This is a genomic window from Ralstonia soli (assembly GCF_023955655.1).
Classification (GTDB): domain Bacteria; phylum Pseudomonadota; class Gammaproteobacteria; order Burkholderiales; family Burkholderiaceae; genus Ralstonia; species Ralstonia soli.
This window is the reverse complement of record NZ_JAMXHT010000003.1, coordinates 1-23,539: the sequence shown is the minus strand read 5'-3', so window position 1 is coordinate 23,539 and position 23,539 is coordinate 1. Positions and strand designations below refer to the sequence as shown.

Below are 23,539 nucleotides of genomic sequence, written 5' to 3'. Positions count from 1 at the left end.
TCGGTTCAGTTCAATTCAATTCACGTCGGATCAGCTATGCGATGCCGCGGGCTGGGTCGCCTCGCCGGTGGTCGCGTGCTCAGGCTTGGCACCCGGCAGCTCTTCGGCCGTATAGCCGCCGCCCAGGGCCTTGATGAGGGCCATCTGGGCGTCGAGACGGCGCGCCTGCAGGTCGGTCGCGAGCTTGCGCTGCTGCAGTACGGTCGTCTCGGCGTTCAGCACGACCAGTTGCGTGCCGAGGCCCGCGCTGTAGCGCGTGCGCGCCAGGCTGTAGGCGCGTTCGGCTTCCGTCAAGGCGGTGCGCTGGATGGCGACCTGCGCATCGATGCTGTGCAGTGCGGTGATCTGGTCGGCGGTGTCGTGCAGGGCTTCGGTGAGCGTCTGGTTGTAGCTGGCGACGGCGGCGTCATAGCCGGCGTACTTGCCGCGCAGGTTGGCGCGCAGCTTGCCGCCCTGGAAGATCGGCAGCTTCAGCGCCGGGCCGATGCCAAGCTGGCGAGACGCGCCGAGCAGCAGGTTCTCCGGCGCAATCGAGGCCAGGCCCAGGAACGCCGTCAGGCTGATGTCCGGCAGAAACTCCGCCTTGGCCACGTCGATATCCTTCGACGCGGCCTCGACACGCCAGCGCGCGGCCACAAGGTCCGGGCGACGGCCGATCAGGTCGATGGTCAGGTTGTTCGGCAGCTTGGGCGTAGGTTGTGCGAGCAGGGTGGGGCGCGTGATGCTGAGGCCGCGGTCCGGCCCCTTGCCCAGCAGCGCAGCCAACTGATTGCGTGCCAGCGTGATCTGCTCGTCGACCTGTTCCAGTTCGGTTTGTGCGGCGGCCACATTGGCACGGGCCTGCGTGGTTTCGACTTGCGTATCGAGCCCCGCGCGCAGGCGTTGGCCGGCCAGCGAGGTCAGATCCTTGCGCTGCGTGATGGCGCGCTCGGCCACGTCGCGCTGCGCATAGAGCGCGGCCAGCTTGGCATAGGTGCGGGCCACCGTGGTGGACAACATCAGGCGCGCAGCCTGGCTTTCGGCTTCCAGCGCCTTGTCATCGGACAGGGCGGCTTCGAGCGCGGAGCGGTTCTTGCCCCAGAAGTCCAGGTCATAGCTCACGCCGAGCTGGATCTTCGATTCCGTGAACCAGCGGCCGGCCAGCGGCGTGCCTTCAAACAGGTCGTACTCCGACAGGCGCTGGCGTGTCGACTCGGCCTCGAATCCGACACTCGGATACAGATTGCCGCGCGCCACGTCGGCCATCGCACGCGAGGCGCGCACGCGGGCAAAGGCGACCTGCAGGTTCGGGTTGTCCTTGATCGCTTCGTCCACCAGTGCGCGCAGTTGCGGGTCGTTGAACTGGTCGACCCAGTTCTGCGACGGCCACTGGCCGCCTTGCGACGGCAGCGTTTGCGCGCTCGCCAGTTGCTCGGGCGAAGTCAGCGTCTGCGTGCTGTGCGAATTGCCGAGGTTGGCGCAGCCGGCCAATGCGGCCAGTGCAATGGCGGAAAGCGCCACGCCCAGGCGCGCCGGCCATTGCGCCCGGCTGTCGCCGGTGCGGCTGCGGGAGCCAAGTGCCTGGGGGGCGGAGATCGAGGCGTTCATGTTGTTTGTAGTGTCAGGCGATCGGGAGAGCGGAAACGTTTGGTGCAACTCGGGCAAGGCGGCGTCAGTGTTCAGCAGGGCGCAAGCGCTGGCCTTCGGCGGCGCAGCTGTTGTCGAGCACGCGCCGCAGCAGGCCGCGCAGCGTCTGGACTTCGTCTTGCGAGAAGCCGGCAAAGAAGCGGTTCAGCACGCGCGTGTAGATGGCTGGCATGCGGCCGGCCAGGTCGCGGCCGGCTTCGGTCAGCTCCAGGTGGACGACGCGGCGGTCGGACTCGCTGCGCACGCGCTCGATCAGGCCGCGCTTTTCCATGCGGCTGAGCATGCGGGTGAGCGAGCCGATGTCGGTGTTCAGTTCACGGCCGAGGTCGGTGGCGGTCTGGCAGCGGCCGTTGGCGAGCAGTACCAGGCAACTGGCCTGGGAATGCGTCACATCCATCTGCGCGACTTCCTGCTCGATCGCCATGGACAGCGCTGTCTTGGTGCGCCCGACGAGGTAGCCCACGCTTTCGCACATGCGGTAGTCCTCCACCCGGAAGAGCGCTCCGGAGGTGCCGACTTCAGTGGCGGATCTTGTCTGTTCGGACATCTTATGTATGCACAATCATTGTCCGGACAAATATACGAATCGGCGCAGCAAACAGCAAGGTACTGAATAGCTGATTTCGTTTTTAGAAATAATTCGTGATTCATTGATCGCTCTCGCAACATCCCTCAAGGGTTTCGTTTGGTAGCGTCATCTATTGCGCATCGCAGCATGCTAGAATGTCAGGTTATTCCGCGAGCTGTTTTTGGTGCTGTCCCCGGCTCGTGTCACGTCTTTTCGAGTTCACATCCCATGCGCGCGCTTCGCAACATCGCCATCATTGCCCACGTTGACCACGGCAAAACCACGCTGGTCGACCAGCTCCTCCGCCAGTCCGGCACGTTCCGCGAGAACGAGCAAGTTGCTGAACGCGTGATGGACTCGAACGACATCGAAAAAGAGCGCGGCATCACCATCCTGGCCAAGAACTGCGCGGTCGAATACAACGGCACGCACATCAACATCGTCGACACGCCGGGACACGCGGACTTCGGCGGTGAAGTGGAGCGTGTGCTGTCGATGGTCGACGGCGTGCTGCTGCTGGTCGATGCTGTGGAAGGCCCGATGCCGCAAACGCGTTTCGTGACGCGCAAGGCGCTGGCCCTGGGCCTGAAGCCGATCGTCGTGATCAACAAGGTGGATCGTCCGGGCGCGCGTCCGGAGTGGGTGATCAACCAGACCTTCGACCTGTTCGACAAGCTGGGCGCCAATGACGACCAGCTCGACTTCCCGGTGGTGTACGCCTCGGGCCTGAACGGCTATGCCGGCCTGACCGACGACGTGCGCAGCGGCGACATGAAGCCGCTGTTCGAGACCATTCTCGAAAAGGTGCCGCAGCGTAACGACGACCCGAACGGTCCGTTCCAACTGCAGATCATCTCGCTGGACTACTCCAGCTACGTCGGCAAGATCGGTGTGGGCCGCATCACGCGTGGCCGCGTGCGTCCGCTGCAGGACGTGGTGGTCAAGTTCGGCCCGGAAGGCGCGCCGATCAAGGGCCGCGTCAACCAAGTGCTGAAGTTCCGTGGCCTGGAGCGCGAGCTGGTGCAGGAAGCCGAAGCCGGCGACATCGTGCTGATCAACGGGATTGAAGAACTGGGCATCGGCTGCACCGTGTGCGCGCCGGACGCCCAGGACGCGCTGCCGATGCTGAAGGTGGACGAGCCGACGCTGACGATGAACTTCTGCGTCAACACCTCGCCGCTGGCTGGCCGCGAAGGCAAGTTTGTGACGAGCCGCCAACTGCGCGACCGTCTGGACCGCGAGCTGAAGTCCAACGTGGCGCTGCGCGTGAAGGACACCGGCGATGACACGATCTTCGAAGTGTCGGGCCGTGGTGAACTGCACCTGACGATTCTGGTGGAAAACATGCGCCGCGAAGGCTACGAACTGGCCGTGTCGCGCCCGCGCGTGGTGTTCAAGGAAATCGACGGCGTGAAGTGCGAGCCGTTCGAGCGCCTGACCGTGGACGTGGAAGACGGCCACCAGGGCGGCGTGATGGAAGAGCTGGGCCGCCGCAAGGGCGAACTGCTCGACATGGCGTCGGACGGCAAGGGCCGCACGCGTCTGGAATACCGTATCCCGGCCCGTGGCCTGATCGGCTTCCAGGGCGAATTCCTGACGCTCACGCGCGGCACCGGCCTGATCAGCCACATCTTCGACGACTACTCCCCGGTCAAGGAAGGCGATTTGGGCGAGCGCCACAACGGCGTGCTGATCTCGCAGGACGACGGCGCTGCCGTGGCCTACGCACTGTGGAAGCTGCAGGACCGCGGCCGCATGTTCGTGTCGCCCGGCGATGCGCTGTACGAAGGCATGATCATCGGCATCCACAGCCGCGACAACGACCTGGTCGTCAACCCGATCAAGGGCAAGCAGCTGACCAACGTGCGGGCTTCCGGCACCGACGAAGCGGTGCGCCTGGTGCCGCCGATCCAGATGTCGCTGGAATACGCGGTGGAATTCATCGCCGACGACGAACTGGTGGAAGTCACGCCGAAGAGCATCCGCCTGCGCAAGCGTCACCTGAAGGAACACGAGCGCAAGCGCGCATCGCGTGAAGAAGCGGTCTGATCGCCAGCCGATCTGCCAACAAGAACGCCCCGAGGTTTCGGGGCGTTTTTTTTTAGCAATGCCTAGGAGGGAGAGCCAATGTGGCCGTGCTCGGCTGTCAAGGTAGCGCGCGGGCTGCGCCACTCGGGCGGCTTCCACAGGTAGCGCAGATCGCGATCGCGCACCACATCGGCCCACATGTCGCGCCATTCGTGGAAGGTGAGGGTGATCGGGTTATGCGTGCGGACCTGCCGCGTGATGCCGAAGACCGGCGCGTCTTCCTCGGGGACAAAGCTGCCGAACATGCGGTCCCAGATGGTCAGCACGCCGGCGTAGTTGCGGTCGATGTACTGCGGGTTCTTGGCGTGGTGCACGCGGTGCACGGAAGGCGTGTTGACGTATTGCCCAAGCCAGCGCCAGAAACCTGCGTAGCGCGAATCCAGCGCACCCAGCCGCGTGTGCACGAAGAACTGGAACGCCAGATTCAGGCCCACTGCCAGAATCACCCAGTCGGCCGTGAAACCGATCCACGCAAGCGGAATCCAGAACAGCCACATCCCGGAAATCGGATAGGTCAGGCTCTGGCGGAAGGCGGTCGAAAAATTCATTCCTTCCGACGAATGGTGCGTCACGTGCGAGGCCCACATCCAGCGCACGCGGTGGCTGGCGCGGTGGAAGAAGTAGTACAGAAAATCCTGCAGCAACAGCAGCAGCGCGAACGACCACCAAGTTTCGGGCACGGCGCGCAGGCCATGGTTGTATGTCCACGCGTAGACCGTCTTGATCATCAGCCACAGGAAGAACGCGTCGGACGCCTGGTGCATCAGCGCGAGGCAGGCGTTTGAAACGGTGTCCTTGAGGCTGTAGACAGATGGATCGCGCTTGCGCCAGTACCAGGCCTCCGCGCCGATGGTCAGCAGGAAGACCGGCGCAAAGGCCAGCAGGATCAGGCCAGGATCGAAAGTGGACGCGCCCGGGGCGCCGTTGGCAGGGGTCATTGGATTGTTGTGATGTGTGTTGTCTCCAACCGGCAGATATACGCCCAACACCCGCGCTGCGAAAGGGGGCGGGCTAGAGCCCTTCCTCGCTTAAGAAGTGTGTCGTGTACAGTGCGACCCGTGATTCCCACAACAACATCAGAGACATGCAATCCACCGCTTCCACTGCGCCCCAGGCCGAAGTCCAACCCAACGTGATTGCCGAAGTACGCGGCGGCATCGGCTGGCTGACGCTGAACCGGCCGCAGGCGCTTAATGCGCTGTCGCTGGAGATGATCCGCGCGATGTCGCATGCGCTACTGGCCTGGCAGCATGATCCCGAAGTTCACGCCGTTATCCTGCGCGGCGAGGGCGGCAAGGCCCTGTGCGCAGGCGGCGACATCCGGTTCTTTCACCGTGCCGCCACCGCGGGTGACCCGCAGCTCATCACCTTCTTCACCGAGGAATACCGCCTCAACCACCTGATCTTCCAATACGCCAAGCCCTACATCGCGCTGATGGACGGCGTGGTGATGGGCGGCGGCATGGGCATCTCGCAGGGCGCATCGCTGCGCGTGGTGACCGAGCGCACGAAGATGGCGATGCCCGAAACCAACATCGGCCTGTTTCCGGACGTGGGTGGCGGCTGGTTTCTGGCGCGCGTGCCGGGCCATGTGGGCGAATACCTGGGCGTGACGGGGCAGATGATCGAGGCGGCGGATGCGCTGTCGGTTGGCCTCGCCGATTGCCATGTCACGACCGAAACGCTCACCGCCGTTGTGCAGCGCCTGCGCGATGGCAGCTGGGGCAGCGCCGAGCAGATCGCCGCGTGCTTCACGGATGCCGCATCGTCGCCGGATGCCGCCAAGGCGATCGTCATCCCGCACCGTGAGGCCATTGACGCCTGCTTCAGCCACGACACCGTGCAAGGCATCCTGGCCGACCTCGCCGGCAGTACCGATGCCGAGTGGGCCGCACAGACCGCCGCACACATGGCCAAGCGCTCGCCGCTGATGATGGCAGTGACGCTGGAGCTGATCCGCCGCGGCCGCCACACCACGCTGGCTGACGAACTGCGCCGCGAGCTGGACATGATGACCCACGTGTTTGCCGAGGGCGATGGCATCGAAGGCATCCGCGCGCTGGCCGTCGACAAGGACCACGCACCCAAGTGGAAGCACGCCAGCGTCGACGCCGTGCGCGCCGATGAAGTGGCCGCGTTCTTTGTCTCACCGTGGCGTCGGGAGCAGCATCCGCTGCTGGGGCTGTCGGACTAGAACCGGTAAACTGCGCCTCTGGATTTTGAATCGTTGATTTTGCTGTGACCGCTGAACGCCCCACGCCGAACCCACGTCGCCTGTCCGTCGCACCGATGATGGACTGGTGCGAAGTAAATATGTGTTTGGCTTAACGGCGGGGGTTTGCTGGCATTTTCTACGGTTGCTGTAGCAAATTCATAGCAACGAGAAATAGCAAAAAAGGGGCCGTAGCCCCTTCGTGTTTGTCCAATCGTGCACTGGCGATCAGTACGGTGCCATCGCCTGTTGCAGCTTCTCGTGCTCGTGCTTGGCTGCCGCACGCTGCGAGTCTAGGTAGTCGGCCACGTCCCGAATGTCGCCAACGAGGTTGCGTCCTTCCTTGCGCATGGGAATCGGGAAGGTGCCGGTCGACAGCCGGTTGTAGGCGGTCTGCTTCTGGATAGCGATGGCGTCGCACACCTCGTTCAACGTCAAGAGGACGCGGCCGTCAAACTGGGCGGCGAGAAGGAACAGGCTCGACTTCATCAACGACGCCCCTGTTTCTTATGCCACGAGTCACGGCACTCCACGCGGGGGTGCCAGCGCATGCCAGGCTCGACAGGCTCGTCGCAGTGGTGGTACTTGCCGTTTGCCAGCGGACCAGCCGGGCGGTGGCTGGCGGCGAGCAGGCAGGGTGCCTCGCGTGCGGCGCGGTTTGGGGCGATGTCTACGATGTCAGCCATGGGTTCTTGTTCAGAAATTAGACCGTGGGACATTTCGCTCTCCCGAACGTAGCAGGGTGCGACGCCACACACGCTTGTTGCGCGGCGTGAGTAGATTTAGCTTCGGACCGCAGCGAGGCCAGAGCCTCTTTGCGCCGATGGTCTAGCAGAATGCGACCCGACGGACGAGCCAGCGCGACGGTAGGCGACCCGCGCAGTGCGATCAGATCGTCGACTGTGAGTTGGTACACTGCGGACACCAAATCGAGCCTCCCACAACTACGCAGCCTAGTAACCGCAAGCGATACCGCCTGTTTTAGCTGAACCTGCATGATCTTTGACTCGCTGGGATCGTGATCCTGCTCGACAATCGTTGTTGCCGCTTTGGCAAGAAGTTCGCCGAGCAGATCTTTTAGCGGCACCGACGCGAAACCATAAACAACGTCAACGGCCTCGAGCTGAAGCCGGGCTTTGCTGAGATCGAATGATTTCCAGGGGCAGGCATCATTGCTGATTTCGAGCTGCTGAGAGAACTTCCACACAAAGCGGAAAAGTCGGATCACTGCATCTGCCAAACTTGCGTGATTGGCCGCTCCGTACCATGTCAGGAAGTCAACCTCGCCGTCGATTGCTTCGAGGCGCGGATTGCCGCGGTCGGTGAAGTACTCTCGAAGAATCGCCAGTTCGCTGCTTCTGTGCGCAGTTGCGTGTGTGTCGAGCAATGGCAGAGAGCATTGTTCGAACGCATCAAGCAATGCGAGTGCAGTAGCAGGGCGAGATTGCCGCACTCGTGTGTGTTGCTCGTCGACCCACCGAGAGCAGGCGACGCCAAAGTCGTTGCCCAGGATGAGCTTCTGCCCTTCGGGACGGAGCATATAAAAGGTGGATGTGCCGTCTCGCTTGCGGCGGACACGCATACCAGCGGGGCGATTAGTTTTGGGCGGCACTTTTCCTCCGCGGCGTGTATGCGAGGCTGATGTCGGGCCGGAGATGACCGAGTTCCTGGCTGACGATTTCCAGGCAATCCAGCGGATCCAGGTCCATCCTCAGGAGAACTTCAAGGCGATGCTGTGCGTGGGAGTGACGCAGTCCGTGTAGCCCCAGCGAGAAACCGAGCGTCCGGATACTCGCAGAAGAAAAGGACTCAGAGAGGCTGTGTCCGCCGCCTATATCAAAGACCCGCAGTCGATGCACCTTGCGATCCACTACTGATGCTGGAGTCTCAAGCCGGCGCAGCTGTAGCTGCTCGTGCAATTCGCGTGGGATCCAAACGCTGCGCGCCAATCCCCCCTTGCCGGTCGTTCGGTAAATGAAGCCTTCTGGTAATCCCAGGAATAAATCGTGGCGCCATGGGCGATTCGATTCGGGGTCAAGTTCATGTGCTTCGCGCAGTTCAATCAGCTCGCTCGCACGCAAGCCACAGCTGAACGCGATCCGTGTCCCGAGGGCGTTGCGCTTCGATTGACAGCGAGCAATCTGCTCCATCTCTTCGCGCGTGTATGCGCGTCCAATGGTGAACGTTGGAATCTCCGCGTCGAGATTCGGCAACGTTACGCAGAACAAAAGACTGAGCGCCTGCCGGTGCTGGCCCAGAGTTTTTTGGCGCCAGCGCTGACTTTCTTGCACCAGGTATTGTTCAAGTTCGGCGCGAGTGACGGGCGCGCCAGTCGCTGTGCCGCCGCCAAGACGCCACGTGAGGAACTCACGTACGCATTGCTCGAAGCTGCGGGCCGTTCCGACAGACAGGATGACATGGTCGACGAGCGCACCGAGCGAACTCTTTGTTTTTCCCAGTGCGACGACAGCTGAGACCAGCTTGCGCGCCAATTCCTGGGGAGAATAGGCTCTCATTGCCCGTGTCATTTGACCTTCTCCCACGCGAAATTGATTCCAAGGACTTTAAGGAATCGATGGATAGTCGACTTGTTTGCCTTGATGTGGAAATGCTCCTCAATTCTGTTCGCGAGGTTCTGGAGCGAGTACGCCCCCTTATCTGCTGCGCTCAGCCGTGCAACAGTGCAACGGCGCAGAAACGCGACGACCTCGGGCCGATCGAGTTTTGAGTGTTTATTGCGAGTGGACATGGCAGGTCCTCCGTACGACAAATCTCGCATTCGGAAGGGCGAATGCAACCCGCGCAGCAATACGCTGCCGTCGCCCGAAGCGGGCGACGGGTCAGAAAGCTTTGCGGGTTGATGCGAGGCGTACCCGGACCAGGGGCGCGACGTGGCGAAGGCCTTTCGAGGGGGCGGTGCCCCGACCTGATTGATAGCTACAGATTTCGGAAGCGCGGGTCGCCGAGGCGAGTCGCAAACCGTATCGGCATTGCGGATTCGCACGTGCTGCGGGCGGAACAGGTTCGACGGGCGCAAACGGACACAAGAACGCGCCGCCGCTGGGCGCAGGGTGTCAGTCAGGCTGGATTTTCAGTCGATGGTAAACGCACCGGTGCCAAGCGAATGGCGGGAGGTACGTTTCTTCAAGGCGCAGGAAACGCTTGCTTGAATGGATTACAACTCCAAGTTGGAGTCGATTGATTACAGGTGCCCGAAGGGCTCATGCCGCATGTGCGGCGTAAAAACATACTACACCGACTTTAGACCAACGTGAAGTAGCCGTACTCGCGTTGCCTTTAAGCCACAGCAATATAAAGGACAACGATATGGGCGATTGGATCACAGCTGAATCGGAGCACTCCACTCTATGGAAACGGAGAATCACCACGCAGCCGAACCCCCATGTTGTCTTTGGTATTGCTCTAATCGCCTTCGACTCGCGGGGACATGAAGTCAGAGAGAGCATTCGCGAAGAATGCATCCCCCAAGTCAGTGATTACGGTAGGCTGCTGGGACGGCGGGGCCTCACTGACCGCGAGAGCCGGTCGCAAGCGTGTGCCAATGCCGTCTCCTTCGGCCAATCGCATCTTCTCCAGCATGCGGCCAAGGTTGGCATATCGGACAAGCAAGCGCGAACGTCGGCGAGGGGACGGCTCGAGTGCGAGGACTTCGGCTATATGGGCATCCTCCACTTCGTGCACCGTGAATCTGCCTTTCAGCAATGTCATCGTTTCCCCTTAAGTGCGGCCTCGCCGGCGAGTAGAAAGCCAACCGCGTTTGCGAAGCGAGGCTGCTCGACGACATTAATTTCACCGCCGAGCGTCTCACGAAGCGCCCGCAAGTAGTAGTGCGCCGCGCCACCCGCCGCAAACACAGTTAAATCCTCTCGTGTCTTGATGGTGGTCAAAACTGACCGCACGATCGGGATCGTGACGTGCAGCGCGGAGTTAAGGAACGGTTGAAGGTCGATCGCTTCACCGTTATGCATCAGCGGCTTGTTGGTTACGATCGCCCGATCGATGCGGTCCAAGTTGCTGAACCGGCCCTTATGTTTGCGCTGTAGCAGCGCTGCGATCTCTCGCAGCACGATCGCTGCTCCGCCTTGCAAGCCGCCGCAACGCGCTCGGTCGACCTTGAAGCTGGATGAAGATACGAAGGTGTCGGTCGTATTCCAGCCCGAATCAACGATGCAGCACGACGTATCACCGGAAAATGCCTGCGGGTGTGTCGACCGCAAAAATACATAAGCTCCCAACGGCTGAGGGAGAACCGAAACGTTGCGGATAGTGAAGGTTCCGTGACGACCAAAGTCGTGGCTACCACGGAATTTCTCGATCAAGCCCCGTGCGTGCATTTGGTACGTTGGCAAAGGAAGCCCCAGCACCAGCTCGTCGATGTACCTTTGTTGACAACGAACGAGGGTAGAGCCGAGCAGGGCATAGTATTCGTTCGACGTTGGGAAATCATCGGTCTCGGTCCGGATGATGCTTGATGGGACAACCTCGGCGTCAGTGGTGTCCACCAGATACTTCATGCCATTGACTTCGATCTGTAGATCGGCTTCACGTGCGCCGACGGCTTCAAGACTGGACTCAAAGGTGGTTTCGGTGACGCGGCGTGCAACCGACGGCATGCTCCCAGTGGTGATTTTTCCGTCGCGCATGAACGCATATTTGGTGAAGGAGTAACCGACGTCCACGCCGAGGGTCGTCGATCGATTTGTGAAGCTAGGGTCGGTACGCATGGGCTCCTCCGATGGGTTATGAAATGCCTGAGCTAGTCTGTAAATTGATCTGCGCCCCAACCTAAGTCATTGGTTCGCCTGCAAACACAAAACCTTCGTGTTGTCGATCTGTATGTTGCAGGCGCTTGTGCGCGATGCAAGTTGATCTGTGCTGTCCTGCGCTACTTTGAAAGATGATCGGCTCGAGGCCGTGCGTGTTCCCGCGGGAACGCGACTTGCCGCCATGCTGCTTTTTTCTTCGTCGTTCGCGAGCGCGCGGCCTGCGTGCGAAGACTCGATTGGATGAGGATTGCGCGGGATTTCTTGAGCGCGGCCAGAAGGCAACGCATCTGAGGGCCCGAACGCGCCGGACGGCGCGGGGTCGAAATTGCGGGTAGCGGGGCTTCTTGGTGAGTGTCGTTGCCGACATCACTCGAGTCGAGCTCGGCGCCGGCGGGATGCATCACAGCAGGGTGACCGCAATTTCCCGGCGATCAGCACATTCTTGCGACGTGCTATCGGCGCGTCCAGGTTGTCTGGATGTTCCTAGCTTTAGGGGGCACTCTAGGTAGGGCGCCCGTTAAGCCTGGGTGTCGATCAACTGAGCAGTCGATCAACTTCATGCCGGCATACCGGCGGTTTTTCTAGTTTTCAGCATAAGGCAATGTGGTCGACTAGGCAAGTGCCGCCGAAAGACAATTTCGACTTGATGAGGGGCTACTGACAAGTCTGGGATCGGGCGATCTTCACGTTCGTTGCGTTTAACGATTTCGTTTTTCGACGGCTGGAGCGCCTAAAGGCTTGTGGGGCTTGAGTTTGAGGCGAGACTCGCTTTGCCGACTGACCCTGACACAGCCGTTTCTCTTGTGGTCGCACGATCCATACATATGGAACTGACCGACGCCCTCAGAGCACAAGCCCGGTTGTGGCGATGCTTTGTAGCGCTTCCGAGGCTATAGACAAGTGGCGCATTGGCGGCACTTGGTGGTCTGAAAAGCAGGGATTCTTAAATCGACAAGATTTAAGTGGCGTTTAGATGGCGCTTTGTGAGCTCATGGCGCAACGCTCATGCTGTCGAGGCGGCGGGAGGCTTGAGGCGAATTCGCTTGGTGCCGGAAAACGCAGATCGTTAGAGGCCTGAGGCGACACGCGGGGCATTTATGTGCGTCGGTCATATACCGCTTTTCCACGCAGAGAGGCATTCAATCACGGGCTCCGATCTTTGGGTTGAGCTTCAGCGCTACTCCGCAGCGCATGGTGTCTAGCACAGGAAGCTGGAGTCGGATTGAAGTGCCGCCCGAATCGTTGCATATAAGCGAGGCTGTGGCGCAAGACGGCTGGTCTTGAAAGCCTTATGTGAAAACGGTTTTCGACAATCCAGGCAGGCAGAGCAGTCGCCCTGACACAGCCGTATTGTCATACAGCCCTCCGATGGTTTGTGCCAACGCGTTGACGCAACTGTTGTGGCGGCCGCCGACCGAGGGCTCGATGTCGGCCTCGATCAGTCGCGTGGTGTAGGGAATGATATTGCGACCCCCTGCCGGAAGGGTGGGCCAAGGTATTTTCGCTTTCAGGCTTGGTGCCCTGGGGAAATTTGCATGATATTTCTCTGCCAAGCTTGCTTTACCGTCAAATGCCGTGCTACTGTTTAAGTAGCCGTGCATAAGCGGCATGATTCACTTCTCGACCGATCCGTCGTCGAGTCAATATTTATCAGGCTGATTGAGCCTTGATAAATCTCAGCATCCACCGTGCAGTCGTCACGGTTCGGCATGTACATCAATTCAGATCTTGCTGTCTTGTGAAGCGATCCAGAGGTTTCGCTGATCGTCGTCGTGGGCCGTATCGCTAGGCCAACTTCGATCTAGTTTCTCCACCTGGCTTTCACCCACAAGCACCAGCAAATACGAGCACTAGAGAGGCGCGGCGTGTACAACGCCTGTGCGCTGCGCCCAAGCTTGAGCTTGGTTCCTATAAAAGCTTTGTCCACGACGAGGTTTTCCAGACCTGCTGCGTGTTGACAAATTGGCGAGTCCCCAATCCTGAAATGGTGGGATCGGTGAGTGTCGCCGGCCATATCCCAGCCTGAATCTGTCCGTTACGTTGCGATCGGTTTCGGTCAGTCCGCAATCGAAGCCACGAGTTTTCCATTGATCGCGTTGCGCGCTTGTATCCACAAGCGTATCCCTTTGGTATGCCGGCATTAGCTCTTTAAGGCTTAGCCTGCTCTTTTATCTGCCAATGTTGTTGGCGGGCGGGAGGATTTCCTATGTTGCAGCATGATAGTTCGGTTGACGTTGGTAGTGACAGCGAGGTGATTACGCTGTCGCCGCTGGCGAAGGCTGTCGCCAAAGCATTGTCTGAACCGTTTTTGATCGAAGGGGTGACGGGGTGCCCTGTGTTTGTGCAGTTGAATTACCTGGGCGAGGCGACCATGGTGGTCTACGCGAACGGTCACCCGTCAAAGACATTGCCCGCCGTGATCCGATCGCTTCACGAAAAGGCTCGCGTGTCAGACGTGAATGACCCAATAACGTATTTCGATGGGAGGTCGTCTTCTACGAACGACTTGCTGGCAAGGCCGGGAGCGTGGCCTGAGACGTCCGTCCACCACGTAGCCGGGCTTGGAATGTCAGCAAGCCAACGGCACTGCTTCGTGTTGTGCGACCAGAATGTAGAGATCGGGTTCTGTACTGTAGAGCTACGGATCGATCAGATTTTCGAACAAGGGATCCCGGCGGTACATGTTGAGCTGGGTTCCGATTTCATCGTTCCGGAGATGCGTGATCGAGGGCTGAGTCGCATGTGGGCAAAAGCAATCGGGAAAGCAACGGTCGCCATGCTGATGGAGTTCCGGAATCGCTGTGAAAGGCACGGGATCACTGAAGAGTGCACGTTTCCGATCATTATCAAGAGGGAGGCTATTTCGGAGAGCGGAAAGAGGTTCGGACGAAAAGTTCTGCACGAGCTTGAAGTTCAGCTGGATGTGGCCCAATTGCTGTTTGGTAGCACGAACGATCTCGTAAGCGTTAGTGAGTTGGACGGCTCTGCTTTTTATCGGGCAGAGCTGTAAGGCAAGGTGAGGTCCCCAGCTTTTGCGATTTGGGGTACGTGCGCACCTAACAGGGCGCGCATTTTTACTCGGTGCCGCGAGTCAATATTGGCAGTTCCTGTGGCGGATTTCAGGGTTCAACTCACAGGGTCTGCCTTCTCGACTGAGCCGCATACATAGAGAGTCGCAATGGCCTCGGTGTTCGCACTCCTTCGATTAGCTTAGTAGTGAGCATTCGTCATTCGGTATGACTTGGCGGGCTTTACCATCCTGCCTGTGCATAGAGCCAATGGAACGGTTGCGGTAACGTTTTTGATGAGGGCCCCTCATCTCAGTTATGATCCGATTTCCAAAACCCTGATAAGGATCGGAAATGGCCACATACAAGGAACTTCTGGCACAGAAGGCAAAGCTGGAAGAGCAACTTGAGAGCGCTCGCGTTAAAGAGCTTGAGACGGTGATCCAGCAGGTCCGCCAAGTCGTGGAAGAGTACGGTCTGACAGCAGAAGACATTGGTCTCGCGTCGAAGCCTGGTCGCGCTACCAAGAAGAAGACGACCGTGGCACCGAAGTATCAAGATCCGAAAACTGGCGCCACATGGTCCGGTCGTGGTCGTGCTCCGGCATGGATCGGCAAAAACCGTGACAAGTTCTTGATCGCGTGATTCAGCTATAACCATCGCCTAGTGACAGGAGGCCATGCCCTGAAATTGACCGACTGTTCGCAGCTAGAAGCAGCCGGTTAGCTGAGGGGCGTGATGGACCGCTCAAGGGTGGAACTGGGGTGCCCAAAATAACGATTGCCCCAACTCTCTCACAACCTCACGGGCGAGGCCGCGAAACTCGCAATGCTGAGATATCCCGTTGTAGAGGGGAACCAAACAGTCGCGCATACACACGTCTGAACGACGAAGTGCGGGCGACCGGTACTGTCGATGCGATCCCGGAGTCGTGGCGGTTCACACGGGAACGTCTATTGCATACGCTGTTCGCCCTGAGCAATCTGTGGATGATGCATGGGCGGCTAATGCGCGAGGCCACGGCGTGAGCGAAAAAGTTGCCTGAGCGGGCGGGCAACCGGAGCCTTCATGCGGAGCGCGGCGTTGCGTTCGAGTCAGGCGCCGCACCGTTTGCACTGCATTGGCTCTACGTTGATGACTCAGTGCGGTGAAATTGGGTTCTGAACACCATCCCTAGCGGAACGCGTCACCGCAGACGGTACTGGAAAACGGCAACGCCACGCAGCATCGCCAGAATCATAGTGATAGGGCTTCAAAGTGCTCGAGAGGGTCGCTGAGCGCCGTCATCGGTGAGGAAGGCAGTGTCGTGCTGACCATCGCGTCATCGCGGAAGGTCCAGTACCGGTGCGCCAGGAAGGCGAGCGTGGCCGACAGGGCTGAGGCACACATCTGGGCAACCAGGTAGTACAGGCCTAACCGCAGGGCGACCGCCATGATGGCGGCATTGCATCCCACCGCCATGACCGCCACCACGGCGAAGCGAATCATGGCGTTCACGTGGCCGAGGCTGGTCTGAAAAACCGCGCGCCGGCTGATCACGTAGTAAAGCCCTGCACCGATCGTGTTACTGATGACCGAAGCGCGCCAGGCCGGCACATCGGCATGCACCAGTGCGAATAGGCTGGCGTAGTGCACCAGCGTCGCACCGCTGCCGAATCCGATATAGCGGACAAACTGCTCCACCATGGCACGAAGAGGCTGCCGAGGGGTTTTCATGCGCGCTCCTGTTCCCGGATTCGGTGGTCGCATCTTGCAATTCCCATACCAGGGAATGCACGCGGCCTGAGACGGTGCAGCGCGTACAACAACGCGGCCCAACGACGGCAGGACGGTGCGCGCAAGCAATGCACCATGCACGTTGGTGATGCATCGCATCGCCTGGAGTGCTCGGTAACCGTGCAGCCGACCTCGATACCTTATGCCGCCTCGCGTTGGCACATATCTCGCATGTCCCCCCGACAACAATCACATCCAGCTCCTGTACGGCTCGTGCAGTAGCCCAACGCATGGGGGCGTTATCCAATGGCAAGCGCAGAGCGCATCGTCGAGTTGTCACACCATGTTGGTCGCATCGCAGACCACAAGATTGCGGGTATTGCCGAAATTAACCGTGAAACCAAGTTCCTCGCGCTGAATGCGCTGATCGAAGCCGCACGTGCCGGCGAAACGGGCCGCAGCTTCAGCGTCGTAGCGAATCAGGTCAAGCAAGTGTCGGAACGCATTGCTGGCATCACCGGTGAGCTGACGACCGAACTGGCCGGCTCGATCGTCGAGCTGACGCAGTTGGGCGATGCCATGATCCAGAAAATGCGCGGCCAACAAGGCCAGCGCCTGACGGACATGGCGCTCAACATGATCGACATCGTCGACCGCAATCTCTATGAGCGCTCCTGCGACGTGCGGTGGTGGGCGACCGACGCCGCCATTGTCGAAGCAGTGAGCCGCCCCGACGGCGATGTGGCTGCATTCGCCAGCAAGCGGCTTGGCATCATCCTCAACAGCTACACGGTGTACCTGGATCTGTGGGTCATCGACGCCGAGGGCCGGGTGATTGCCAACGGCCGGCCGCAAACGTACCCTGGGGTGCGTGGCCGGGTCGTGTCAGGTGTGGATTGGTTCAGGCGTGCATTGGCAACCGCGTCGGGTGAAGCGTATGTGGCACACGACATCACTGTCTCGCGGATGCTTCAAAACGCCAGCGTAGCCACCTATGCCACCGCCATTCGCGAAGAGGGTCGGGCCGACGGTGCACCGCTCGGCGTGCTTGCCGTGTTCTTCAACTGGGCACCCCAGGCAGAGACGGTGGTCAAGAGCGTGCGGGTCTCCGCCGAAGATTGGCAGCGTACGCGCTGCCTGCTGCTCGACTCCGGCTACCGAGTGATTGCGGCTTCGGATGGCAAGGGCCTCTTAAGCGAGATATTTCCATTGAAGGCAGGCAATGCACCGACTGGCTGCTATGAAATGTCGGATGGCACCCAGGTCGCCTTCGCGCGTACCCTTGGCTATGAGACCTATCCGGGCCTAGGCTGGTACGGCGTAATCGTACAGAAGCCTGAACAGGTGTCGGGGCTCCCGGCAATGAGCATGAAAAATCGTTGACAGGGCGTTGTCCAAACCAGGAGTTCGATGCCCGAGCGAAGGCTGACGAGCCCCCGGGGCAGGTGTCGAGATTCACTCAATCTTGAACCGCAGAGCCCGATATGGCGCCATTCTCAGCGGAACGGTTCAGCGAACTTGGAACTCTTGGTTCACTTAATTTGGAACTATCCGGGGCCTAGGTCATTGAATTTGGAACTTTCTGATGGGCCCTGTTGAGCGCACCAGCGCTGTTGATGGAAACCAGGAACATCTCGTCCACGAGTGCTTGATTAAGTGTGATAAGCGCCACATTTGCGCCGGCGGCAAATATGGCGGTAAGCGGCGGTTTTTCTCGCCGAAGCGCTGGCTCTCACTAAACGAAGCCGCCCCATAGCGGATGGTTCTGTTAGGGCGAGTGAGGTTTGACGGCGGTAGCCGGTGTTCCCTGTGCTCCAACTTCGGCTTGCTCCTTGGGGTGATAGGGCACAAGTTCCCGCTTCTCAAGCGGCCAAACTGCGGCACCTTTCCCATCATGAATGAGCGCCTGATCCTTGGTCGCATACAGCAGTATGCCGGAGACCAGCACCTTTCCGGATTCCACGAGTTCGAAACACTGCGGCTGTTTCTGCGGCTTTACACCATGCCGATGGTCCTCGGCCCCGTGGTGTTCCTTGCCGGATTCTGCGTCAGCGGTTCACAGGTCGGCCTCAATGGCCTTGCGGCCGCGCACTAAGCCGTGACTCATAGGAACTCTTGGAGGATCCATAGAGGCGCGGAGGCGCATCAGCACCTCCGACGCCTAGAGTCCGCTTTGACTTCCCTCATCCTTTATAGGGCAGCACAGTCGGTCCAACCAAGGTGCCTCTTAACTACAGCGTGTATTTGAACATCAGCATCGGCAGCCAACGCTGGTACCTGCCGCCCTTGATGGGATCGTTCTTATATGTTTCATACTCCAGGCGCAGGCCAAGCTGATAGGCTGCTTTCCCGCCAACCTCCCAGAGCATTTCCCCACGCTCGAACACTTCGGTCCCGTTGTTCTGACTGCCGCTGACAAGTGACAGCAAGTTGAAGTGCAATTTCTGCGAAAAGACTTCGACCGGCTTAGACATCAGCACGGACCGCCACAGCCACGTGCGTTTGTCGAAGTTCGTGTTCCGATAGAGGAGCCCGGACTCGAAGTACGAAAAGCCTGGCACATCGAAGTTCAGCGATACCCCATAGTTCTGGGATCGATAGGGATTGTCATTTGGATAGCTTCCGGCCTCCCAACGTGAAATCAGAGAGACATCGGTGACGGGTCCGAAGGAAAGATCTTTGCCTGTTATCTTTCCCAACGAGAGTCGCGGATTCAGCACCAGGAGGTTCTGGATGCTGTGGCCTGTTACGAACGGTGATCCGACATCTCGGCCGTGATAGACCTCAGCGTCAAAATACACGTCCCCCCAGCTGTGCCCGCTAAAGTGTTCGAACTGGTACGTCAGCAGCTTTTCATTTCCGGTGCCGTAGCCGTAGATCGCGTCGGGCTTGGCTTGTGTTGTACCAAGAACGCTGAAACTGTTCACAGCGAAATCAGCACAATGCGCGGCGGTTGGCAATGCTCCTGTAAGCCCAATTGCTGCAGCACACGTTAGGGTGTGTCGATATTTCACGGTTGTCTCCTCCAGATAACTTCATATTTGGACGGCAAAAAGCGGCCCTCATCCAGCCTGAAGGCCAGATGGAAAGGTGCGTACTGTTGTTTGTGAAAACGCTTCGTTTTCGCTGACAACAGAGGGGACTCGATAGTCAAAGGACTACCGAATCCAAGACCTCCATTGATCAGGAACCTGGCCTGTAGTGGTCGGCGCGAGGATCAGACCACGGGCCAACTAAGGCCTAGGTCTACAGGCAGCGCGTGCGAATCACTGCATTGCTTTACGCACACCCTCATCGACAAACGGTCGATTGTCGTCGGCAATATGGAGTGCAGCGCTAGGCGGACGAATGTCCTTGCACTCCTTGTGAATGACGCCTTCCTTCATCACCAACGCGATACGATCGGGGTTCGTGAGAATGCTCAGATTCTCGAGAGGGTTGCCGTCGACCAACACCAGGTCGGCAATGAAGCCTTCACGCAGCAGACCAAGCTCGTCCGGTCGCATCATGATTTGGCCGCCCAGCTTTGTTGCTGCTACAAGCGCTTCAGTCGGCGTCATGCCAATGTAGTCAACAAAATACTGAAGGTCGTTTGCGTTCGTGCCGTGAGGCATCCAGGCGAAACCGTAGTCGCCCCCAGGCAGAATCCTAATGCCACGCTTGTGCATCTTGGAAAGCGTCTGCGCTGCGACTTCGAGCTCGCGCTTATAGCCCATCTTCTCGGCGATTTCCGGCGTCACACCATAGTCCGAAGCATTGAAGCAGGTGCGAACCAGCCAGCCGATCCCTGGAGCAACAAAGTGCTTGTCCTTGTTTGCCTCCAGCATATCGAGCGCCTCTTCATCGGCAAAGCTAGCGTGGTAAATCATCTCGAGGCCGTGCCGAACGCATTGCTTGACCGACTCGCTCGAGCGCGCGTGGGCAGCAACGCGCTTGCCGTTGCGCTTGGCTTCTGCCGCGAGCATTGCGATCTCCTCTTCGGAGAATGGTGACAGCTCCGCAGGAATCCCTGCGATGTACTCGCCGGAAAGATTGATCTTCAGATGGTCGACGCCGTACTTGATGAACATCCGAGCGGCGCGCCGAATCTCCTCGGGCCCAGTGCACACCGTGCCGAAACTCAGTTCTTCGAACGGGAGATGCGGAAGCGTATTGTCCCCAAGGCCCCCAATGGTCGTCAGCTCTTGGCTGCCTGCAAGGTAGCGAGGGCCAGGAAAGTCGCCAGCGTTGATAGAGTTACGCAGTACAACGTCCAGGCGCGCTTTGGCCGCTGCTGCCCCAATCGCAGAGGTCCAGCCCATATCCAGGTATCGCTTGGCCACCCGGACGCACCAGAGGATGTGTTCCTCGGGAGGCATGAACTGAATCGCCGACAGCGTCGGCTGGTCATTCCACGAAAAGTGGGTGTGTGCCTCGGTCATCCCGGGCATCAAGAAGCGACCGCGACCATCGAATGTGCGCGCGTCCGCTACTTCGATGTCGCTGCCATCACGTGCGATCTGCGCAATGCGCGCCCCATCGACCAGAACCGAGCCCTGAAAAGGGGCCGCACCGGAACCGTCAAAAATCGTAACGTTGTTGAATACAGTTTTTGTCATTGGTGTCTCCTCCGTGTTGTCGCTTTACTTGAAATTTTGGTAGAACTGCTCAAGAAGCTGGATGCATTCAGTCGGCTTCTCGAAAGTCATCCAGTGCCCGCAGCCAGGGAGTACGTGAACGGATGCTCCGTGGATTCGTCCTGCCATGGCTTTGACCGCTGCCTCGGGCGCAACGCCGTCTTGGTCGCCAGTCACGAGCAGCGCGGGTACGTTGATCGATTCGATCTGTGCGGATTGCGCGCTTGCCAATGCTTCACAACTCTGCGCGTATCCTTCGCTGCCTTGACGCATGACGCTCTCGCGAATCAGCGCCAGTACGGCTGGCTGAGTCGCTTTGGTCTCTCGACTGGTCGCGCCTGAGACGATTGCATCTGCAATCTGCTGCATGCCTGCAAGCCCTTGGCGCGCAAGCTCAGCGCGCGCACGGATGGCCGAACGGGCTTGCTCCGGAGGGTTGGTAAGCGGGCCAAATAGAGCCAAGCTGCTGACCCGCTGCGGATATGTGGCCGCAAAATGCTGGGCGACGATTGTTCCCAAGCTATGGGCGACAACGTGGACCGCCTCGATGCCCATCTCGCCCAGCACCTCAACAACCGAAGCAACGTACTGTTCGATCGAGAGGGCTTCGGGGCGAAGCGCCGACCGCGCGCTTCCAGGCAGATCAATACGTAGGACGCTGAACCCGTCAAACGCGGAGAGCACCGGCGTCCAGGTATTGGACGACCCGCCGAGCCCGTGAATGCAGAGTACGGGCGTCCCTTCGCCGGTGACCTCCACTGCGATGTTGCGGACAACAGTAGTCGCCATCATTGAACCTCGTTGGTCAGAGTCCCCAGACCGTCGATGTCGATACGCATGACGTCGCCGGATTGGAGAAACTTCGGCGGCGTGAAGCCGATACCAACACCTGCGGGTGTGCCGGTAGCAATCACATCACCAGGCTGCAGTTCGATGCCGGCCGAGATGGTCTCGATCAGGGTGGGGATGTCAAAGATGAGCTGGCCCGTATTCGAGTTCTGGCGAAGCTCGCCGTTGATCCAGCACTTGATGTCCAGGTGCTCGACATCTACCTCGTCTGCGGTGACCAGATACGGTCCCATCGGGCAGAAGCCGTCGAGCGACTTACCAAGGAACCATTGACGGTGCGTCTTCTGAAGGTCGCGGGCGGTAAAGTCGTTGACGATCGTGTAGCCGATGACGTGCTTGTACGCGTCAGCCTTTTTGATCCCCCGCCCGCCCGTACCAATGATCACGGCCAGCTCTGCCTCGTAGTCCAGTTGGCTCGTCACACCTGCGTGGTTCGGAACTTTGACGTTCGGCCCGATGATGGTCGACGCCGGCTTCGTGAACAGGACCGGCGCTTCGGGAGCGTGTTCGCCCTCCTTGGCGCTGCTGTCAAAGCCTGAGATCGAAAATTCCTTGGCGTGCTCGTGATAGTTCTTGCCCACGCAGAAGATGTTGCGGCGGGGCTGGTCAATTGGTGCAAGAACGGTCGCAGCATCGAGCGGCTTACCTGCGCCGGTCGGTGTGAGTCGGTCCTTGATCTCATGAAAAACATGGACCAATTGGACCATGTCGCCATCAAAACCTGGAATGAGGCTCGAAACAGGCCAAAACTGCGCAGACTCAGTGTTTACCAGGGCGACAAGCTTACCTTCAGGTGTGTTCAGGGTTGCAAACTTCATTTTGTCCTCGTTGTATCTCGATCAGATTGGTTCGATTCCACGAAAATGTAGTACCGCATTGGGACCAATGCAAGGGTTTCGGTTAAATTATCTTTACCAATTGGTTCATCATCGATACAATGCGATCTACTGGGTAACGAGTTCGCTACCTCAGAGGGAGGCCTTGTGAGTGAAATCGATGTTGAGCAAGCGGTTCGCGCCGATGGGGCAAAGGCCCTGGCGCGCTACTTGATCGAGGAAATCAGCAGCGGCCGGCTCGCAGTGGGATACAAGCTGCCAGCAGAGCGCGAACTGAGTGAGCAATTCAACGCGTCACGAGGAGCAGTGCGCCGCGTGCTCGGCGAACTGAAAAATCGCGGGTTGATTACTCAGACCGTGGGGAGCGGGACGTTTGTTGCTGCCGTGCCGCAGCCTGAATCTGCGCAGGCTGACGCTAAGCGCGACATTGGAATCACAAGTCCCGCCGAGCTTATGCAGGCGCGGCTTTTGATTGAACCTTTGATGCCATCGTTGATAGTCCAGTTTGGAACATCACGCGATTTCGCTCGGATGGACGAATGTTTGGAGCGCTCTGAAGCGGCACAGACCGTTGAAGAGTTTGAGCACTGGGATGGCGCGCTACACGAGGCACTTGCTGTAGCAACACACAACTCGTTTTTCCAGCAGATTCTTGAACTCGCGACCCGTATCCGCGAACAGGGAGAGTGGGGGCGACTGAAGCAGCGCTCGCTCACACCGGAGCGTCGCAAAACATATGAGCACCAACACCGCGCACTCGTGGAAGCGCTCAAGGACCGTGATGAGGCCACGGCTAGGCGCTTGATGGAGGACCATCTGGTCCAAATTCAGAAAAATCTGTTTAGCAGATGACATCACCCGAGACGCGGCTAACGGTATATGCCAGTCTCCTCGAATTCCTGGGCGGCTTGCAACGATGGCCATTGGCTAAGCCTGTACAGCTTCAAAGCGTAATTCGGCGGCACGACGCCTCCGCTCGGTCGCTTTGACAGCCTGCTACCGCGATGACTTCCAGAATCAGGAGTGACGGCCGCGCGTAGCGTCCCTCCAACTTCCGATTCGGAGCTTTCACATGAAGCACCAGAAGATCGAGTTCTACCGTCATCCGGCCGGTGGCTGGGGCGCGCTTAAAAGCGTTGCACATCAATTGCTGTCGCAAGGCATCGCGGCCAAGGGCGCCAAGACGATGCTGTCGGCCAACCAGCCCGACGGCTTCGACTGCCCCGGCTGCGC

General features: G+C 59.4%; 22 protein-coding genes. 7 read left to right on the top strand and 15 right to left on the bottom strand.

Annotated features, from left to right (window positions below):
• Positions 1–30: 30 nt before the first annotated feature.
• Both NG900_RS07125 and NG900_RS07120 read right to left on the bottom strand, forming a co-directional pair.
• Complete coding sequence (locus NG900_RS07125) at positions 31–1,587, bottom strand: AdeC/AdeK/OprM family multidrug efflux complex outer membrane factor (RefSeq protein ID WP_252678540.1); 1,557 nt, start codon at positions 1,585–1,587, stop codon at positions 31–33.
• Positions 1,588–1,651: 64 nt separating this feature from the next.
• Positions 1,652–2,173, bottom strand: coding sequence for a MarR family winged helix-turn-helix transcriptional regulator (locus NG900_RS07120; protein ID WP_252678538.1), 522 nt, complete (start codon positions 2,171–2,173; stop codon positions 1,652–1,654).
• Between the two features lie 249 nt (positions 2,174–2,422).
• Here NG900_RS07120 and typA point away from each other — a divergent pair, with 249 nt between their 5' ends.
• Positions 2,423–4,243, top strand: coding sequence for a translational GTPase TypA (gene typA / locus NG900_RS07115; RefSeq protein ID WP_252678536.1), 1,821 nt, complete (start codon positions 2,423–2,425; stop codon positions 4,241–4,243).
• A 62-nt stretch (positions 4,244–4,305) separates the two neighbouring features.
• Here typA and NG900_RS07110 read toward each other — a convergent pair whose 3' ends face one another.
• Positions 4,306–5,220, bottom strand: coding sequence for a sterol desaturase family protein (locus NG900_RS07110; protein WP_252678529.1), 915 nt, complete (start codon positions 5,218–5,220; stop codon positions 4,306–4,308).
• A gap of 146 nt (positions 5,221–5,366) precedes the next feature.
• Here NG900_RS07110 and NG900_RS07105 point away from each other — a divergent pair, with 146 nt between their 5' ends.
• Complete coding sequence (locus NG900_RS07105) at positions 5,367–6,476, top strand: enoyl-CoA hydratase/isomerase family protein (protein ID WP_252678527.1); 1,110 nt, start codon at positions 5,367–5,369, stop codon at positions 6,474–6,476.
• A 246-nt stretch (positions 6,477–6,722) separates the two neighbouring features.
• On the opposite strand, the gene NG900_RS07100 is transcribed toward NG900_RS07105, so the two are convergent.
• The 7 genes from NG900_RS07100 to NG900_RS26725 form a co-directional block, all read right to left on the bottom strand.
• Positions 6,723–6,983, bottom strand: a complete 261-nt coding sequence (locus NG900_RS07100; RefSeq protein WP_252678525.1) for a helix-turn-helix transcriptional regulator — start codon at positions 6,981–6,983, stop codon at positions 6,723–6,725.
• On the bottom strand, positions 6,983–7,180 hold the full coding sequence (locus NG900_RS07095; RefSeq protein WP_252678523.1) for a hypothetical protein: 198 nt from the start codon (positions 7,178–7,180) through the stop codon (positions 6,983–6,985). Before NG900_RS07095 ends, NG900_RS07100 begins: the two co-directional genes overlap by 1 nt.
• A 17-nt stretch (positions 7,181–7,197) precedes the next feature.
• Positions 7,198–8,034: a hypothetical protein gene (locus NG900_RS07090; RefSeq protein WP_252678521.1), complete on the bottom strand. Its 837-nt coding sequence runs from the start codon at positions 8,032–8,034 to the stop codon at positions 7,198–7,200.
• A 55-nt stretch (positions 8,035–8,089) separates the two neighbouring features.
• A complete protein-coding gene (locus NG900_RS07085) occupies positions 8,090–9,010 on the bottom strand; it encodes a site-specific integrase (RefSeq protein ID WP_252678519.1) in 921 nt (306 codons plus the stop codon).
• Between the two features lie 8 nt (positions 9,011–9,018).
• Positions 9,019–9,243: a hypothetical protein gene (locus NG900_RS07080; protein WP_252678518.1), complete on the bottom strand. Its 225-nt coding sequence runs from the start codon at positions 9,241–9,243 to the stop codon at positions 9,019–9,021.
• 976 nt (positions 9,244–10,219) lie between these two features.
• Complete coding sequence (locus NG900_RS07075) at positions 10,220–11,239, bottom strand: ParM/StbA family protein (RefSeq protein WP_252678517.1); 1,020 nt, start codon at positions 11,237–11,239, stop codon at positions 10,220–10,222.
• A gap of 1,331 nt (positions 11,240–12,570) precedes the next feature.
• Complete coding sequence (locus NG900_RS26725; RefSeq protein WP_420804130.1) at positions 12,571–12,891, bottom strand: hypothetical protein; 321 nt, start codon at positions 12,889–12,891, stop codon at positions 12,571–12,573.
• Between the two features lie 596 nt (positions 12,892–13,487).
• Between NG900_RS26725 and NG900_RS07065 the strand changes: the two genes are divergently transcribed.
• Both NG900_RS07065 and NG900_RS07060 read left to right on the top strand, forming a co-directional pair.
• Positions 13,488–14,291, top strand: coding sequence for a hypothetical protein (locus tag NG900_RS07065; RefSeq protein WP_252678515.1), 804 nt, complete (start codon positions 13,488–13,490; stop codon positions 14,289–14,291).
• Between the two features lie 352 nt (positions 14,292–14,643).
• Positions 14,644–14,934 (top strand): H-NS histone family protein, encoded by a 291-nt coding sequence (locus NG900_RS07060; RefSeq protein WP_252678514.1) that lies wholly within the window; start codon positions 14,644–14,646, stop codon positions 14,932–14,934.
• 591 nt (positions 14,935–15,525) lie between these two features.
• On the opposite strand, the gene NG900_RS07055 is transcribed toward NG900_RS07060, so the two are convergent.
• A complete protein-coding gene (locus NG900_RS07055; protein WP_252678512.1) occupies positions 15,526–16,005 on the bottom strand; it encodes a GtrA family protein in 480 nt (159 codons plus the stop codon).
• A gap of 306 nt (positions 16,006–16,311) precedes the next feature.
• Here NG900_RS07055 and NG900_RS07050 point away from each other — a divergent pair, with 306 nt between their 5' ends.
• Positions 16,312–17,388 (top strand): methyl-accepting chemotaxis protein, encoded by a 1,077-nt coding sequence (locus NG900_RS07050; RefSeq protein ID WP_252678510.1) that lies wholly within the window; start codon positions 16,312–16,314, stop codon positions 17,386–17,388.
• A 511-nt stretch (positions 17,389–17,899) separates the two neighbouring features.
• Complete coding sequence (locus NG900_RS07045; RefSeq protein ID WP_252678508.1) at positions 17,900–18,100, top strand: hypothetical protein; 201 nt, start codon at positions 17,900–17,902, stop codon at positions 18,098–18,100.
• Positions 18,101–18,236: 136 nt separating this feature from the next.
• Here NG900_RS07045 and NG900_RS07040 read toward each other — a convergent pair whose 3' ends face one another.
• The 4 genes from NG900_RS07040 to NG900_RS07025 form a co-directional block, all read right to left on the bottom strand.
• Positions 18,237–19,019, bottom strand: coding sequence for an outer membrane protein OmpK (locus NG900_RS07040; RefSeq protein ID WP_252678506.1), 783 nt, complete (start codon positions 19,017–19,019; stop codon positions 18,237–18,239).
• Positions 19,020–19,271: 252 nt separating this feature from the next.
• On the bottom strand, positions 19,272–20,603 hold the full coding sequence (locus NG900_RS07035; protein WP_252678504.1) for a metal-dependent hydrolase family protein: 1,332 nt from the start codon (positions 20,601–20,603) through the stop codon (positions 19,272–19,274).
• A gap of 24 nt (positions 20,604–20,627) precedes the next feature.
• Positions 20,628–21,410 carry an alpha/beta fold hydrolase gene (locus NG900_RS07030; protein WP_252679813.1) on the bottom strand — a complete coding sequence of 261 codons (783 nt, stop codon included), beginning with the start codon at positions 21,408–21,410 and terminating at the stop codon, positions 20,628–20,630.
• Positions 21,410–22,288, bottom strand: coding sequence for a fumarylacetoacetate hydrolase family protein (locus NG900_RS07025; RefSeq protein ID WP_252678502.1), 879 nt, complete (start codon positions 22,286–22,288; stop codon positions 21,410–21,412). Before NG900_RS07025 ends, NG900_RS07030 begins: the two co-directional genes overlap by 1 nt.
• Positions 22,289–22,453: 165 nt before the next feature.
• Here NG900_RS07025 and NG900_RS07020 point away from each other — a divergent pair, with 165 nt between their 5' ends.
• A complete protein-coding gene (locus tag NG900_RS07020; RefSeq protein WP_252678499.1) occupies positions 22,454–23,158 on the top strand; it encodes a FadR/GntR family transcriptional regulator in 705 nt (234 codons plus the stop codon).
• Positions 23,159–23,539: the final 381 nt, after the last annotated feature.

Bases quoted from the DNA above. Each gene is read 5' to 3' on its own strand.
- NG900_RS07045 (WP_252678508.1), top strand. From the start codon at position 17,900: ATGAATGAGCGCCTGATCCTTGGTCGCATACAGCAGTATGCCGGAGAC.
- NG900_RS07125 (WP_252678540.1), bottom strand. From the start codon at position 1,587: ATGAACGCCTCGATCTCCGCCCCCCAGGCACTTGGCTCCCGCAGCCGC.
- NG900_RS07090 (WP_252678521.1), bottom strand. From the start codon at position 8,034: ATGCTCCGTCCCGAAGGGCAGAAGCTCATCCTGGGCAACGACTTTGGC.
- NG900_RS07120 (WP_252678538.1), bottom strand. From the start codon at position 2,173: ATGTCCGAACAGACAAGATCCGCCACTGAAGTCGGCACCTCCGGAGCG.
- NG900_RS07085 (WP_252678519.1), bottom strand. From the start codon at position 9,010: ATGAGAGCCTATTCTCCCCAGGAATTGGCGCGCAAGCTGGTCTCAGCT.
- NG900_RS07050 (WP_252678510.1), top strand. From the start codon at position 16,312: ATGGCAAGCGCAGAGCGCATCGTCGAGTTGTCACACCATGTTGGTCGC.
- NG900_RS07025 (WP_252678502.1), bottom strand. From the start codon at position 22,288: ATGAAGTTTGCAACCCTGAACACACCTGAAGGTAAGCTTGTCGCCCTG.
- NG900_RS07035 (WP_252678504.1), bottom strand. From the start codon at position 20,603: ATGACAAAAACTGTATTCAACAACGTTACGATTTTTGACGGTTCCGGT.
- NG900_RS07105 (WP_252678527.1), top strand. From the start codon at position 5,367: ATGCAATCCACCGCTTCCACTGCGCCCCAGGCCGAAGTCCAACCCAAC.
- NG900_RS07100 (WP_252678525.1), bottom strand. From the start codon at position 6,983: ATGAAGTCGAGCCTGTTCCTTCTCGCCGCCCAGTTTGACGGCCGCGTC.
- NG900_RS07080 (WP_252678518.1), bottom strand. From the start codon at position 9,243: ATGTCCACTCGCAATAAACACTCAAAACTCGATCGGCCCGAGGTCGTC.
- NG900_RS07055 (WP_252678512.1), bottom strand. From the start codon at position 16,005: ATGAAAACCCCTCGGCAGCCTCTTCGTGCCATGGTGGAGCAGTTTGTC.
- typA (WP_252678536.1), top strand. From the start codon at position 2,423: ATGCGCGCGCTTCGCAACATCGCCATCATTGCCCACGTTGACCACGGC.
- NG900_RS07075 (WP_252678517.1), bottom strand. From the start codon at position 11,239: ATGCGTACCGACCCTAGCTTCACAAATCGATCGACGACCCTCGGCGTG.
- NG900_RS07065 (WP_252678515.1), top strand. From the start codon at position 13,488: ATGTTGCAGCATGATAGTTCGGTTGACGTTGGTAGTGACAGCGAGGTG.
- NG900_RS07060 (WP_252678514.1), top strand. From the start codon at position 14,644: ATGGCCACATACAAGGAACTTCTGGCACAGAAGGCAAAGCTGGAAGAG.
- NG900_RS07030 (WP_252679813.1), bottom strand. From the start codon at position 21,410: ATGGCGACTACTGTTGTCCGCAACATCGCAGTGGAGGTCACCGGCGAA.
- NG900_RS07095 (WP_252678523.1), bottom strand. From the start codon at position 7,180: ATGGCTGACATCGTAGACATCGCCCCAAACCGCGCCGCACGCGAGGCA.
- NG900_RS07110 (WP_252678529.1), bottom strand. From the start codon at position 5,220: ATGACCCCTGCCAACGGCGCCCCGGGCGCGTCCACTTTCGATCCTGGC.
- NG900_RS26725 (WP_420804130.1), bottom strand. From the start codon at position 12,891: ATGCCGCTTATGCACGGCTACTTAAACAGTAGCACGGCATTTGACGGT.